Here is a 13,478-nt window from a genome sequence, read left to right on the forward strand (position 1 = left end):
TGGGGGACGCGAGACGCGGCACGCCATTAAGTGAACGCTTGCGTTCACTGTTGGGGACTCACTACCGTGGGCGCGACAGTGAACGCGAGCGTTCACTAACGCCTTGATGGGGGACCCATAGTGACGACCTCTCAGTTGCTCCAGGACGATCGGAAACCGGGCACGGCCCGCCGGGAGGGGCATCCCGGCATCGCGCTCACCGTCATCGCGGCCTGCCAACTCATGGTGGTGCTCGACGCGACGATTGTGAACATCGCACTCCCGCACATTCAAGACGCTCTCAAGTTCAGCACCACCGACCTCACTTGGGTGGTCAGCGCCTACACGCTCACCTTCGGCGGCCTGCTTCTGCTCGGTGCCCGGGCCGGTGACATCCTCGGCCGGCGCCGGGTGTTCATGGCCGGCATCCTGCTGTTCACCTTCGCCTCTCTGCTGGGCGGCCTGGCCCAGGAGCCCTGGCAGTTGCTGGCCGCGCGGGCCTTGCAGGGCGTGGGTGGCGCGATCGCGTCGCCCACGTCGCTCGCGCTGATCACGACGACCTTCCCCGAGGGGCCGGAACGCAACCGGGCCTTCGGCGTGTTCGCGGCCGTGTCCGCCGGCGGTGGTGCCATCGGCCTGCTCGCGGGCGGCATGCTCACCGACTGGCTCGACTGGCGGTGGGTGCTGTTCGTCAACGTGCCCATCGGCGTGCTGATCGCGTCGCTCGCGCCGCTGTACATCAACGAATCCCGGCGTCACCCGGGGCGCTTCGACCTCACCGGTGCGCTGACCTCCACGACGGGCATGGCCACGCTGGTGTACGGGTTCATCCGTGCCGCGGAGGAGGGCTGGCGGGACGCTCTCACCCTCGGTTCGTTCGCCGCGTCCGCCGTCCTGCTGTTCGCCTTCGTCTTCATCGAGATGCGGGCGAAGGAGCCGATCACTCCGCTCAGGATGTTCACCGACCGGAACCGCTGGGGCACGTACGTGATCATGCTCAGCCTGGCCGCGGCGATGTTCGGCATGTTCTTCTACATCGTGCTGTTCGTGCAGAACGTGCTCGGCTACAGCGCCATCAAAGCCGGTGTCGCCTTCCTTCCCGTGACCGTGGCGATCGCGATCGGCGCGGGCCTGTCCCAGCGCTTCCTGCCGGCCTTCGGTCCCAAGCCGTTCATGATGACCGGTTCGGCGTTCGTGGTGGTCGGACTGACCTGGCAGACGCTCATCCGTCCCGACAGCAGCTACGTCGGCGGAGTGCTGGGCCCGCTGCTGGTGTTCGGCTTCGGCATGGGCCTGAACTTCGTGACGGCCACCGTCACCGCCGTGTCCGGCGTCGCCCAGCACGAGGCGGGCGCGGCGTCCGGGCTGCTCAACGCCATGCAGCAGGTCGGCGGCTCGCTCGGCCTGTCCATTCTGACGACCGTCTTCGGTTCGGCCGGCAAGGACGAGGCGAAGAAGCAGCTGCCGAAGTTCCTCGCCGACGGCTCGCCGGAACAGAAAGCGCAGTTCGCCAAGACGCATCAGTTGCCCGCGCCCTGGGGACACGAGGTGCTCGCCCATGGCATCTCGACGGCCTTCGTCCCGGCCGCCGCGATGGCCGTCCTCGCCTTCCTCACCGCCTGGCTGGTGATCAGGGTCCGCAAGAGCGATCTCGACTCCCTCGCGGGCGTGGCGGGCCCGGGCATCGGCTGATCCGGGCCGCGCGGCACGGAGCCGCGGCCGACCGGACCGCCGCCCGGGCGCGGGCGGCGCGGACCACGGACCGGTCGGCCGCAGCAGGGGCGCCGGAGGCACCGGCACCAGGGACACCAGCGCCCACGCCAGGAAGACCAGCGACGCAGCCGGCCCCGGCAGGACATACGCCATCTCGCGCCCCTCCCTCCCTCGTGTCGGTTCTCGCCGTCGCCGCTCCCTCCGCCCTCGCGTCGGGAGACGCGGTGCGCGGCGGATACGGGAAGAACGAGCGTCGATCACGGAGAGTTCCCGGCGGACACGGAGCGTTCTTGGGGCGGCCCGGGCCGACGTGGGGGGACTGTCAGAGACCCGCGGACACCCACTCCGGCAGCGCCTCGGTCCGCTGCACCCACTCGGCCGGCGGCGCCCCGGCCTTGCCTGCGGCCAGCACGCCGCCCACGATCGCGCAGGTGGTGTCCATGTCCCCGCCCACCTGGGCGGTCGTCCAGAACGCCGTCTCGTAGTCACCGAGGGCCCGCGCGGCGGACCACAGGGCGAAGGGGACGGTGTCGTGCGCGGTCGTACGGCGTCCGCTGCCCAGCACGGCCGCGACGGTGGCCGGGTCGCCGTAGTCGAGCATGTCGCGAGCGCGGCGGAGGCCCTGGCCGACCGCGCTCTTCGGCACGAGCGCGATGACGCCGTCGAGGAGTGCCTCGCCGCTGGGCGGGCCGTCGGGCGAGCCGGCCAGGGCCGCTGCCGCGGCCACCGCCATGGCCCCGACCACGGCCTCCCGGTGCTGGTGCGTGGGGTAGGCCGAGATCTCCGCCTGGTGGGTCGCCTGCTCGGGATCATCCGCGTACCAGGCACCCAGGGGGGCGATCCGCATGGCCGCGCCGTTGCCCCAGGACCCCTGCCCGTTGAAGAGGCCGGCGGCCAGCTCCCGCCAGTCCCCGCCCTCCCGGACCAGACGCAGCAGGCGGTTGACCGCGGGACCGTAGCCCCGGTCGAAGTCGTGGTGCTCGGCGAAGGAGCGGGCGAGCGCGTCCTGGTCGATGCGCTGGTGTGCGGCGAGGACGGCCACCACGGAACAGGCCATCTCCGTGTCGTCCGTCCACTGCCAGGGGCCCGGGGGCAGTTCCCGGCGCTTCAGCAGGGGGTAGTTCACCGGAACGAAGAACTGGGAGCCCAGCGCGTCTCCGACGGCCAGTCCACGCAGGCTCGCCGAGGCGCGCTCGAAGCGCTCGAGGGAAGAGGAGTCAGCGGTCATCGCTCTGCCACTCTATCCGCTGACCCAGTACGGGACCGGCTCCCGCCAGCGTTCGAAGGACCGGTCGAGTGCGTACCTGCCGTCCTCCCCGAGAACGAGCATCCGCATCTCGGCGTTCCCCGGATTGGCCAGCGACTCGAATTCGGCGACCGTCCAGTGGAACCACCGCATGCAGAACAGCCGCATCGCCAGTCCGTGGGTCACCAGGAGCACGTTCGGAGGATGGTCGGGGGCCTCGAAGCTGCGGAACAGGCTCTCCAGGAAGCCTCCGACCCGGTCGTACACGTCGGCGCCGGACTCTCCCTGCGGGAACCGGAAGAAGAAGTGGCCGTAGGCGTCGCGATAGGCCTTCTGGAGGCGCACGTCGTCGCGGTCCTGCCAGTTTCCCCAGTCCTGCTCCCGGAGCCTGGGCTCCTCCCGGACGCGTATGAGGTCGGAGTCGAGGTGGAAGGCGCGGAGCGTCTCGTGGGTACGGCGGTACGGGGAGACGTACACGCTCACGCGTTCCCTGCCGAAGAGCTGCCGGAGCCGCTCTCCGGTCTCCTCGGCCTGCCGCCGGCCGCGCTCGGTCAGCGCGAGGGCGTGGTCGGGTTCGCGTTCGTACACGGAGTCGTCGATGTTGCCGGTCGACTCGCCGTGCCGGACAAGGACGATGCGCCGTGGTCGTGCCATGCCGAAACCCTAGATCGAACGGCGGAAGGTCGAGCACTCGTACGGGCTCCATACGGCGTAGGTCACACGATTTCCGCGCCGCGCACCCTTCCGTGACCTCGACGCGGCGATCCCGCGCAGTGCATCCGATTCTCCAACCGACCGGCGTGGCCTCAGACCGTCCAAGACGGCTCCAGTTCCACGATGTCGCCGGAGAGCGCCGCGACGTCCGCCTCGGTCTGGGCGCGCAGGGCCAGGCGTTCGATGCGTTCGGTGCGGTACTTGCCGTGCTCGGCCGCCGATCGCCACATCGAGAGGATCAGGAACTCCTGTTCGGGTGCCTCGGCGAACATGCCGCGGATCATGCCGGGCGACCCGGCCATGGCCGGGTTCCAGACCTTCTCCTGCATGAGCGTGAAGTGCTCCACGCGCTCCTCGTGGATCCGGCACAGCGCCACCCGGACGAGATCGGCGTCGGTGAAGCGCGGCTCGAAGCCCGTCTTCACGTCGAAGCGGTACTCGAACAGCCTGACCTGGGCGTCCTTGAAAGTGCCGGACTGGGCGGCGGCCAGGCGGTCATGGGAACGGGCCATGAAGGAGTCGTAGAAGGCGCGGCTCTCCCAGAAGGCGAAGACGTGCGCCACCCCCGGCCGCTGCCGGCTCCAGCCCCCGCCCTGACCCCGGAAACCCGGCTCCCCCGGAAGCCCCGCCCATTTCCGCTGCCCGCGCTCGAAACCGCGGCGGTCGACCACGGTGCAGCGAATCCACTTGACCAGCACCGCGCCATCGTAAGGCCACCGGGCGTGGCGCCGGTCACGCTCTGCTGGACAACGCCCGGGCGTGCGCCCCCACGCACGTGGCACGATGGACAAAAAGCGTCCGACTCAACGGAGTTGGGGGCGAGTGAGCCACAGGGGGGAAGGGGCAGCCTGGTGACCGGCTTCAGCAAGGGACTCCGCAAGGTCGAGATCGCGCTCAAGTGGGATCCCAGTCCGGCGGGACGGCCGCCGACCGATCTCGACATCATCGCCGCGACGTTCGTGTCGGCCGACGCTTACGGGACGCCGGCCTATCTGGTGCACTTCGACAGCCGTTCGCCCGACGGCACGATCTTCCTCAACCGCGACAGCACGGACGGCAGGGGCTTCGGCTGGGACGAGGTCATGATGCTCGAGCTGGAACGGCTCGACAGCCGGTACGCGCGCGTGGTGGTGGGTGTCGTCATCCAGCAGGGGCCCGGGTACAAGACGTTCGCCGACGTACTGAACCCGGCCGTGCGCGTCCGGGAGGGTTACACGGTCCTCGCCGAGGACGACTTCGCATCGGTCCTCGGTGCGACGGCCGCGACGATCGCCGAGTTCGTGCGCGACGACTCCGGCGAGTGGACCCTGCGTCCCGGCGTGCACGGCTTCGACGAGGACCCGGCGACCTTCACCCAGGTCATGGGCAGGGCACGCCGGCCCTGACGCCGTGGCAGGTAAGGGGCGTCGGCCAAGGCGGGCGCCCCTTACCTGTGGCGGCCCCGACGCCGACCCGGGGGTGACCGGCGAGGGTGAGTCCCCCTCGGCAGCCACAGGGCTGTCCGGTCGCCGGGTGTGCGCGGAAAAGGCGCCGGCTTGTGGCCGGCGCCCCTTCCATTTCACCGGGGACTACTCGTCAGGCCCCCTTCCGGCTGCTGGTCAGCTGCAGCCGCTGGTCGAGCCGCAGCCCTCGCAGATGTAGCAGGAACCGGCCCGCTGCATCTTCGTACCGCAGGAGAAGCACAGCGGGGCGTCGGCCTGGATGCCTAGCTGCATCTCGACCAGCTCGGCGCTGGTGTGGGCCTGCTTCGGGGCGGCCTCGGCAGCCTCGGTCCCGGCCTTCGGCGTGGCGACCGCCTTCAGCTCCTGGGCGCGGGGCGCCGACTGGGCCAGACCTTCGACGTCGACCTCGTCGTCGTCGAGGGACTGCTCGTACGAACCGGTCTCCAGGTGGCGCTGGCGCTCCTCGGCGGAGTGGATGCCGAGCGCGGAGCGCGTCTCGAAGGGCAGGAAGTCCAGTGCCAGGCGGCGGAAGATGTAGTCGACGATCGACTGCGCCATCCGCACGTCGGGGTCGTCCGTCATGCCGGCCGGCTCGAAGCGCATGTTGGTGAACTTCGAGACGTACGTCTCCAGCGGCACGCCGTACTGGAGACCGACGGAGACGGCGATGGAGAAGGCGTCCATCATGCCCGCGAGGGTGGAGCCCTGCTTGGACATCTTCAGGAAGACCTCGCCGAGACCGTCGTCCGGGTAGGAGTTGGCCGTCATGTAGCCCTCGGCGCCACCGACCGTGAAGGAGGTGGTGATCCCCGGGCGGCCCTTGGGGAGGCGCTTGCGGACCGGGCGGTACTCGATGACCTTCTCGACCGTCTCGCGGATGGCCGTCTCGGTCTTCTCCGTGACCTCGGCCTTCTCCTTCTCCTTGGTCTTCGCGGAGAGGGGCTGGCCGACCTTGCAGTTGTCGCGGTAGATCGCGAGTGCCTTGACGCCCAGCTTCCAGGCCTCGAAGTAGATCTCCTCGACCTCTTCGACGGTCGCCGTCTCCGGCATGTTGACCGTCTTGGAGATGGCTCCGGAGATCCACGGCTGGATCGCGGCCATCATGCGGACGTGGCCCATCGGGGAGATGGCGCGCTCGCCCATGGCGCAGTCGAACACCTCGTAGTGCTCGTGCGCGAGGCCGGGGGCGTCGATCACGTTGCCGTGCTCGGCGATGTGGGCGACGATCGCCTCGATCTGCTCCTCCTGGTAACCCAGGCGGCGCAGGGCCTGCGGAACGGTGCCGTTGACGATCTGCATCGAGCCGGCGCCGACGAGCTTCTTGAACTTGACCAGGGCGAGGTCGGGCTCGACGCCGGTGGTGTCGCAGGACATCGCGAGACCGATGGTGCCGGTCGGGGCGAGGACGGACGCCTGGGAGTTGCGGAAACCGTTCCTCTCGCCGAGGCGGACCACGTCCTGCCAAGCCTCCGTGGCGGCGGCCCACACCGGGGTGTCCAGGTCGTCCATGCGGACGGCCGTGCCGTTGGCGTCGGAGTGCTGCTTCATGACGCGGTTGTGGGCGTCGGCGTTGCGGGCGTAGCCGTCGTAGGTGCCGACGACCGCGGCCAGCTCGGCGGAGCGGCGGTAGGCCGTACCCGTCATCAGGGAGGTGATGCCGCCGGCCAGGGAGCGGCCGCCGTCCGAGTCGTAGGCGTGGCCGGTGGCCATCAGCAGGGCGCCGAGGTTGGCGTAGCCGATGCCGAGCTGGCGGAACGCCCGCGTGTTCTCGCCGATCTTCTGGGTCGGGAAGTCCGCGAAGCAGATGGAGATGTCCATCGCGGTGATGACCAGCTCGACGACCTTCTGGAAGCGCTCGGTCTCGAAGGACTGGTGGCCCTTGCCGTCGTCCTTGAGGAACTTCATCAGGTTCAGCGAGGCGAGGTTGCAGGACGTGTTGTCCAGGTGCATGTACTCGCTGCACGGGTTCGACGCGGTGATCCGGCCGGACTCGGGGCAGGTGTGCCAGTTGTTGATCGTGTCGTCGTACTGGATGCCCGGGTCGGCGCAGGCCCAGGCCGCCTCGGCCATCCGGCGGAAGAGGGACTTGGCGTCGACCTCCTCGATGACCTCACCGGTCATACGGGCGCGCAGGCCGAACTTGCCGCCCTTCTCGACCGCCGTCATGAACTCGTCGTTGACACGGACCGAGTTGTTGGCGTTCTGGTACTGGACGGACGTGATGTCGTCGCCGCCCAGGTCCATGTCGAAGCCCGCGTCGCGCAGGGCGCGGATCTTCTCCTCCTCCTTGACCTTGGTCTCGATGAAGTCCTCGATGTCGGGGTGGTCGACGTCGAGCACGACCATCTTGGCGGCGCGCCGGGTGGCACCACCGGACTTGATGGTGCCGGCGGAGGCGTCGGCGCCGCGCATGAAGGAGACCGGGCCGGAGGCGTTGCCGCCGGAGGAGAGCAGCTCCTTGGAGGAGCGGATGCGGGAGAGGTTCAGGCCGGCGCCGGAGCCGCCCTTGAAGATCATGCCCTCTTCCTTGTACCAGTCGAGGATCGACTCCATGGAGTCGTCGACGGACAGGATGAAGCAGGCGGAGACCTGCTGGGGCTGCGGGGTCCCGACGTTGAACCAGACGGGGCTGTTGAAGCTGAAGATCTGGTGCAGGAGGGCGTAGGCCAGCTCGTGCTCGAAGATCTCGGCGTCGGCGGGCGAGGCGAAGTACTTGTAGTCCTCACCGGCCTTCCGGTACGTCTTCACGATGCGGTCGATCAGCTGCCTGAGGCTGACCTCGCGCTGCGGGGCGCCCACGGCACCCCGGAAGTACTTGCTGGTGACGATGTTGACCGCGTTCACCGACCAGAAGTCGGGGAACTCGACGCCACGCTGCTCGAAGTTGACCGAGCCGTCGCGCCAGTTGGTCATGACGACGTCACGGCGCTCCCAGCTCACCTCGTCGTACGGGTGCACGCCGGGGGTGGTGTGGATGCGCTCGATGTGCAGCCCCTTGTTCCCCGCCTTGCCGCCCTTGGCTCGGGAACCTCGTGCCGGACCGCTCGCCGTCTCTGTCATGCCGCCTCCCTGGTACGGGCAAAACGCCCTGAAGTGCCGCGTATGTTCCCGTGGCACGGTGTTCTGTCGTGTGTTGCGGGCACCCTCAGCTAGCCACCCGCAACAGGCCTTGTGTCGGCCGCCTCCCGGCCGGAACCCGGGTCTCCTCCCGGTTCCCGGCCCGCCGGTCAGTCGGCGGCGTGGGCGGGCGCCGGAACCTGGGTGGTCCCGCCGGGCCCGCAGTCTGCTTCCTGGTCCACCGCTCCCGCGTCCGCGTCGTCCGCGGCGGGGCCTCGCGTGACGTCCCTCAGCTCAGCGATCGCGGCCTCGAAGTCGTCGAGCGAGTCGAACGCCCGGTAGACGGAGGCGAACCGCAGATAAGCGACGAGGTCGAGTTCCTGCAAGGGGCCGAGTATGGCCAGGCCCACGTCGTGGGTGGTCAGCTCGGCGCTCCCGGTGGCGCGCACCGCCTCCTCGACCCGCTGGCCGAGCTGGGCGAGTGCGTCCTCGGTGACAGGCCGTCCCTGGCATGCCTTGCGCACGCCGTTGATGACCTTGGCACGGCTGAACGGCTCGGTGACTCCGGACCGCTTGACCACCATGAGCGAGCACGTCTCCACGGTCGTGAAACGACGGGAGCAGTCGGGGCACTGGCGGCGCCTGCGGATCGACGTGCCGTCGTCGGTCGTACGGCTGTCGACCACACGGCTGTCGGGATGCCTGCAGAAGGGACAGTGCATGATCTCCAACCCTCCTCACAGCAGTCTCATTGACCTCACCGGACCCGCAGGCCCCACGAAGCAGCCTTAAGCATAGGCGATCGCCAAGCTGTCTCCGACCCGGGGGACCACAACTTATGGGCTGCTGTAGCCATCCAACCACTAGATGTGGGGATTGACTCATACATACAGGCGAAGACGCGTGTCGCGACCGGACGGCAGATCCCGGGCAGCCGCGGAGGCCGGCCGGACACGCGCCCGCGTACCCCCGCCGTCGTGACGCATACGGGGATAGCGTGGACGCCGCGCGGAGGAGGCGTGGCACTCCGACGGCACTCCGACACGGAAGGACCCCGGATCCCGGACTGCGGGGTTCCGGATGACAGACTGGGGACGCGGCCCACAAGGTCGGCGACCCCGGCGGTGAAGAGTACAGCAATGGGCGCTTTTGTCCGCGAGTGTCGGCTGAGCCATACACCCACACACGCGATCGCGTCGCGCGAAACGCACTTTTTCACTCGAACGTGTGTTTGGCGCAACCTTTCGAAAGCAACTACCGTTGTGCAGCAGGGAGACCATCGAGAGGGGCCGCCGTGACCACCACCGCAGACAGTGCCACCATCACCGCCCAGGATCGCTCCCAGGGCCGAGTCGAGCCGGTGCACGTGATGAACGAAGTGACGAATCCCGAGGGACACAAACGCTCCCTGCCGGGCCGACCTCCCGGCATTCGGGCGGACAGCTCGGGCCTCACGGACCGGCAGCGCCGGGTGATCGAGGTCATCAGGGACTCGGTGCAGCGGAGGGGCTACCCACCGTCGATGCGGGAGATCGGCCAGGCCGTCGGTCTGTCCAGCACGTCCTCGGTCGCCCACCAGCTGATGGCACTGGAGCGCAAGGGGTTCCTGCGTCGCGACCCGCACCGCCCGCGCGCGTACGAGGTGCGCGGCTCCGACCAGGCCGTGACCGTGCAGCCCACGGACACCGCCGGCAAGCCCGCCGCGTCCTACGTCCCGCTGGTCGGCCGTATCGCGGCCGGTGGCCCCATCCTCGCGGAGGAGTCCGTCGAGGACGTCTTCCCGCTCCCCCGCCAGCTCGTCGGCGACGGCGAACTGTTCGTCCTGAAGGTCGTCGGTGACTCCATGATCGAGGCCGCGATCTGTGACGGTGACTGGGTGACCGTGCGTCGCCAGCCGGTCGCCGAGAACGGCGACATCGTGGCCGCCATGCTCGACGGCGAGGCCACCGTCAAGCGCTTCAAGCGCGAGGACGGCCACGTATGGCTCCTCCCGCACAACGCGGCCTACGAGCCGATCCCCGGCGACGACGCGACGATCCTGGGCAAGGTCGTCGCGGTGCTGCGCCGCGTGTGACGAACGCGGCAGGCGGGCCCCGTCGGCTCGCTCCCTGACCGGGCCCCGGAACCTCTGCGCCGGTTCCGGGGTCCTGCCTGTCTCTGGGCGGCCGCACGGGCGGCTGCCCTCGTGGGTGCTCCGGCCGGCTCGGTCGGACCACCCCACGGTCACGTCGCCGCGTGCTGCGTCTCTGCCTGCTCCGCTTCGGCTTGCCGCGTCTCCACCTGCTGCGCCGCCGCGTCGATCGCCGCCAGCGACCTGCGGACCTGGTTACGGTCCGTGGTGTACCAGAAGTCCGGCAGGGACGACTTCAGATAGCCGCCGTAGCGCGCGGTGGCCAGCCGTTGGTCCAGTACGGCGACCACACCCCGGTCGCCGGACGCCCGTACGAGGCGTCCGGCGCCCTGCGCCATCAGCAGAGCGGCGTGTGTCGCGGCCACTGCCATGAACCCGTTGCCTCCCGCGTCCTCCACCGCCTTCTGGCGCGCGCTCATCAGCGGATCGTCGGGACGCGGGAACGGGATCTTGTCCATGACGACGAGCTGGCAGCTGGGTCCCGGGACGTCGACGCCCTGCCACAGCGACAGCGTGCCGAAGAGACAGGTCTTGGGGTCGGCCGCGAAGTTCTTGATCAGTTCGCCGAGCGTCTCCTCGCCCTGGAGGAGGATCGGGAACTCGGGGATCCGGGAGCGCAGCTCCTCCGCCGCGAGCTGGGCGGCCCGCATGGACGAGAACAGCCCGAGGGTGCGACCGCCGGCCGCCTGGATCAGCTCGGTCAGCTCGTCCAGCATGTCGGTCCGGTCGCCGTCCCGCGCGGGGCGCGCCAGGTGCTTGGCGACGTACAGGATGCCCTGTCTGCGGTAGTCGAAGGGTGAGCCGACGTCGACGCCCTTCCACTTCGGCAGGTCCTCGCCCTCCGCGCCCTCCGGGCCGAGCCCCAGGGAGGCCCCGACCCCGTTGAAGTCGCCGCCCAGCTTGAGCGTCGCCGAGGTGAGGACGACGGCACGGTCGGCGAAGAGCTTTTCCCTGAGCAGGCCCGACACCGACATGGGGGCGACCCTGAGGGAGGCGCCGAAACGGTCGTGCCGCTCGTACCAGACGACATCCCACTCCGAGCCGTTCACGACCCGCTCCGCCACGTCGTGCACCGACTCCACGGAGGCGAGCGCCTGCTTGCGGACCGCGTCCTCGTCCTGGACGGACTTGTCGCGTGTCGCGCCGATCGCCGAGATGACCGTACGGGCAGCGTCCCGCAGCGCCATCAGGGCGTAGCCGAGGTCTTCCGGGATCTCCTCCAGGCGGCCCGGAAGCGCCAGCTCCATGAGCCGCTCGAAGCCCTCGGCGGCGGTCTGGAGCTGGTCGGCGGCCTTCTCGTTGACGAGCTTGGCGGCTCGGCGCACGGCACGGTTGACCTGGCCGGGCGTGAGTTCGCCGGTGGCGACGCCGGTGACACGGGAGACGAGTTCGTGCGCCTCGTCCACGATCAGCACCTCGTGCTGGGGCAGCACCGGGGCGCCCTCGATGGCGTCGATGGCCAGCAGGGCGTGGTTGGTGACCACGACCTCGGCGAGCTTGGCGCGCTCGCGCGCCATCTCCGCGAAGCACTCGGCGCCGTACGCGCACTTCGACGCGCCCAGACACTCCCGCGACGACACCGACACCTGCGCCCAGGCGCGGTCGGAGACACCCGGGCTGAGACCGTCCCGGTCGCCGCTCTCGGTCTCGTCCGCCCAGTCACGCAGCCGCAGGAGGTCCTGGCCCAGCTTGCTGGTGGGCGCGGCGGCCTCGAACTGGTCGAAGAGCCCCTCCTCCTCGTCCTGCGGCATGCCCTCGTGCAGCCGGTGCAGGCACAGGTAGTTCGACCGGCCCTTGAGCATGGCGAACTCCGGACGGCGGCGCAGCAGCGGGTGCAGGGCGTCGACCGTGCGCGGCAGGTCGCGCTCCACGAGCTGGCGCTGGAGGGCGAGGGTGGCCGTCGCGACGATCACCCGTTCTCCGTGCGCCAGCGCGGGCACGAGGTAGCCCAGCGACTTTGGTGCCGGTGCCGGCCTGGACCAGCAGGTGGGATCCGTCGTCGATCGCCTCGGCGACCGCTTCGGCCATGGTGACCTGGCCGGGGCGCTCCGTACCGCCGACGGCGGCGACGGCGGCATGCAGGAGTTCGGGAAGTGAGGGCTTCGTCATAGCCCGACCACCCTACGGCCCTGCACTGACAAACGGGGTCTCGTGGCGGGGGCGGGGGGCGGGATCACGGCCGGGGCTCCTGGTGGTGGCGGGGGGATCGGCGGGGCGGATCTGAGGGGCGGGGTCGGAGGGGCGGGTCGGAGAGAGGGGTTGCCGGGGCGCGATATGGGGCGCGGAATTTTTTTCGGCCGCGGGAACACCGCGGACCCGCGGTTCGTATCTCCATGTGAGTGCTTGATGGCGGAGTGCTACAGCACATGGCGCAGGACCCGGTCCCGGATCATGAGGGCGGCCCGCTTGGCAGGCAGGTCGACTTCCGCCGCGTACCGGAAGCCCGCGCTCAGGAACGCGGCCACGGAGGGGGTGTTGCACAGATCGGGTTCCGCTACGACACGTGCGCATGCGGGACGCGCCGGTCGAGGATCAGGTCGGCCACGGCTCGGAGCAGGGCGGACCCCAGCCCTCGTCCCCGGTCGGCGGCGTCACCGACGAGGAGGTGGATCCCGGTGTCGTGCGGACGGGCCGGGTAGTGACGGGCCAGCGGGTCGAGGTCCGCGCGGTAGATCTCCCAATAACTCATCGGGGTGCCGTTCAGTACGCCGAGGCACGGCACGCTGTGTCCGTCGCCGGCCAATTGGGTCCGCAGATGCTCCTCGGTCCGGTTCCGGGGTCCGGCCAGTTCCCAGAAGGAGGCCACGGCGGAGTCGTTCATCCAGCGGTGGACGAGCGGCAGGTCGTGCTCGATGCGTACGGGCAGCAGGCGGAAGGTGCCGGCCGAGGTGGTGACCGGCCCCCAGGCGGAGAGCCGGTCGGGCGTGCCGACTGTCGTTCCGGCGCAGAAGGCGATGAAGTCGGCGGGCAGACGCAGGTCCAGCGTGTCCTCGCTGTCCGGGTCGTCGTCCTCGACGGTGAACCCGCGAAAGCGTGAGCCACGAAGGCCCGCGGCGTCCGTTCCGGGGCCGGCGCAGCCCTGGTGGGCAGGGGCGGGGCTGGTCGCGGCGCCGGCGTCGGTGGGAGGCACGGTGCGCTCCTCTCAGGAGGCGAGGTGGGTCATGTTCCTCGGTTGTGCGGGAAGACGGTGCGGCTC

General features: G+C 69.8%; 8 protein-coding genes and 2 pseudogenes. 3 read left to right on the top strand and 7 right to left on the bottom strand.

Going from position 1 to position 13,478, the window contains the following annotated elements:
- Positions 1-120: 120 nt before the first annotated feature.
- Positions 121-1,671 carry an MFS transporter gene (locus D9753_RS09010; RefSeq protein ID WP_121786531.1) on the top strand — a complete coding sequence of 517 codons (1,551 nt, stop codon included), beginning with the start codon at positions 121-123 and terminating at the stop codon, positions 1,669-1,671.
- Between the two features lie 343 nt (positions 1,672-2,014).
- On the opposite strand, the gene D9753_RS09015 is transcribed toward D9753_RS09010, so the two are convergent.
- The 3 genes from D9753_RS09015 to D9753_RS09025 form a co-directional block, all read right to left on the bottom strand.
- Positions 2,015-2,920 (bottom strand): ADP-ribosylglycohydrolase family protein, encoded by a 906-nt coding sequence (locus D9753_RS09015; RefSeq protein WP_121786532.1) that lies wholly within the window; start codon positions 2,918-2,920, stop codon positions 2,015-2,017.
- Positions 2,921-2,932: 12 nt separating this feature from the next.
- The gene (locus D9753_RS09020) at positions 2,933-3,592 is read right to left on the bottom strand and encodes a histidine phosphatase family protein (RefSeq protein ID WP_121786533.1); all 660 of its coding nucleotides are present in this window, start codon (positions 3,590-3,592) and stop codon (positions 2,933-2,935) included.
- A 152-nt stretch (positions 3,593-3,744) separates the two neighbouring features.
- The gene (locus D9753_RS09025) at positions 3,745-4,350 is read right to left on the bottom strand and encodes a YdbC family protein (RefSeq protein ID WP_121786534.1); all 606 of its coding nucleotides are present in this window, start codon (positions 4,348-4,350) and stop codon (positions 3,745-3,747) included.
- Positions 4,351-4,503: 153 nt separating this feature from the next.
- Here D9753_RS09025 and D9753_RS09030 point away from each other — a divergent pair, with 153 nt between their 5' ends.
- The gene (locus tag D9753_RS09030) at positions 4,504-5,037 is read left to right on the top strand and encodes a TerD family protein (RefSeq protein WP_121786535.1); all 534 of its coding nucleotides are present in this window, start codon (positions 4,504-4,506) and stop codon (positions 5,035-5,037) included.
- Between the two features lie 213 nt (positions 5,038-5,250).
- Here the strand turns inward: D9753_RS09030 and D9753_RS09035 are convergent, their stop codons facing one another.
- Both D9753_RS09035 and nrdR read right to left on the bottom strand, forming a co-directional pair.
- Positions 5,251-8,154: a vitamin B12-dependent ribonucleotide reductase gene (locus D9753_RS09035; protein WP_121786536.1), complete on the bottom strand. Its 2,904-nt coding sequence runs from the start codon at positions 8,152-8,154 to the stop codon at positions 5,251-5,253.
- A 167-nt stretch (positions 8,155-8,321) separates the two neighbouring features.
- Complete coding sequence (nrdR, locus tag D9753_RS09040; protein ID WP_121786537.1) at positions 8,322-8,873, bottom strand: transcriptional regulator NrdR; 552 nt, start codon at positions 8,871-8,873, stop codon at positions 8,322-8,324.
- Positions 8,874-9,445: 572 nt separating this feature from the next.
- Between nrdR and lexA the strand changes: the two genes are divergently transcribed.
- Complete coding sequence (gene lexA, locus D9753_RS09045) at positions 9,446-10,225, top strand: transcriptional repressor LexA (protein ID WP_121786538.1); 780 nt, start codon at positions 9,446-9,448, stop codon at positions 10,223-10,225.
- Between the two features lie 149 nt (positions 10,226-10,374).
- Here the strand turns inward: lexA and D9753_RS09050 are convergent.
- Both D9753_RS09050 and D9753_RS09060 read right to left on the bottom strand, forming a co-directional pair.
- Positions 10,375-12,391, bottom strand: a pseudogene (locus tag D9753_RS09050) (ATP-dependent DNA helicase).
- 248 nt (positions 12,392-12,639) lie between these two features.
- Positions 12,640-13,412 (bottom strand): annotated as a pseudogene (locus tag D9753_RS09060) (GNAT family N-acetyltransferase).
- Positions 13,413-13,478: the final 66 nt, after the last annotated feature.

This window comes from Streptomyces dangxiongensis, from assembly GCF_003675325.1.
Lineage (GTDB): Bacteria > Actinomycetota > Actinomycetes > Streptomycetales > Streptomycetaceae > Streptomyces > Streptomyces dangxiongensis.

Excerpts from the sequence above, each read along its gene's own strand:
- nrdR (WP_121786537.1), bottom strand. The coding sequence starts at position 8,873 with ATGCACTGTCCCTTCTGCAGGCATCCCGACAGCCGTGTGGTCGACAGC.
- D9753_RS09015 (WP_121786532.1), bottom strand. The coding sequence starts at position 2,920 with ATGACCGCTGACTCCTCTTCCCTCGAGCGCTTCGAGCGCGCCTCGGCG.
- D9753_RS09020 (WP_121786533.1), bottom strand. The coding sequence starts at position 3,592 with ATGGCACGACCACGGCGCATCGTCCTTGTCCGGCACGGCGAGTCGACC.
- D9753_RS09035 (WP_121786536.1), bottom strand. The coding sequence starts at position 8,154 with ATGACAGAGACGGCGAGCGGTCCGGCACGAGGTTCCCGAGCCAAGGGC.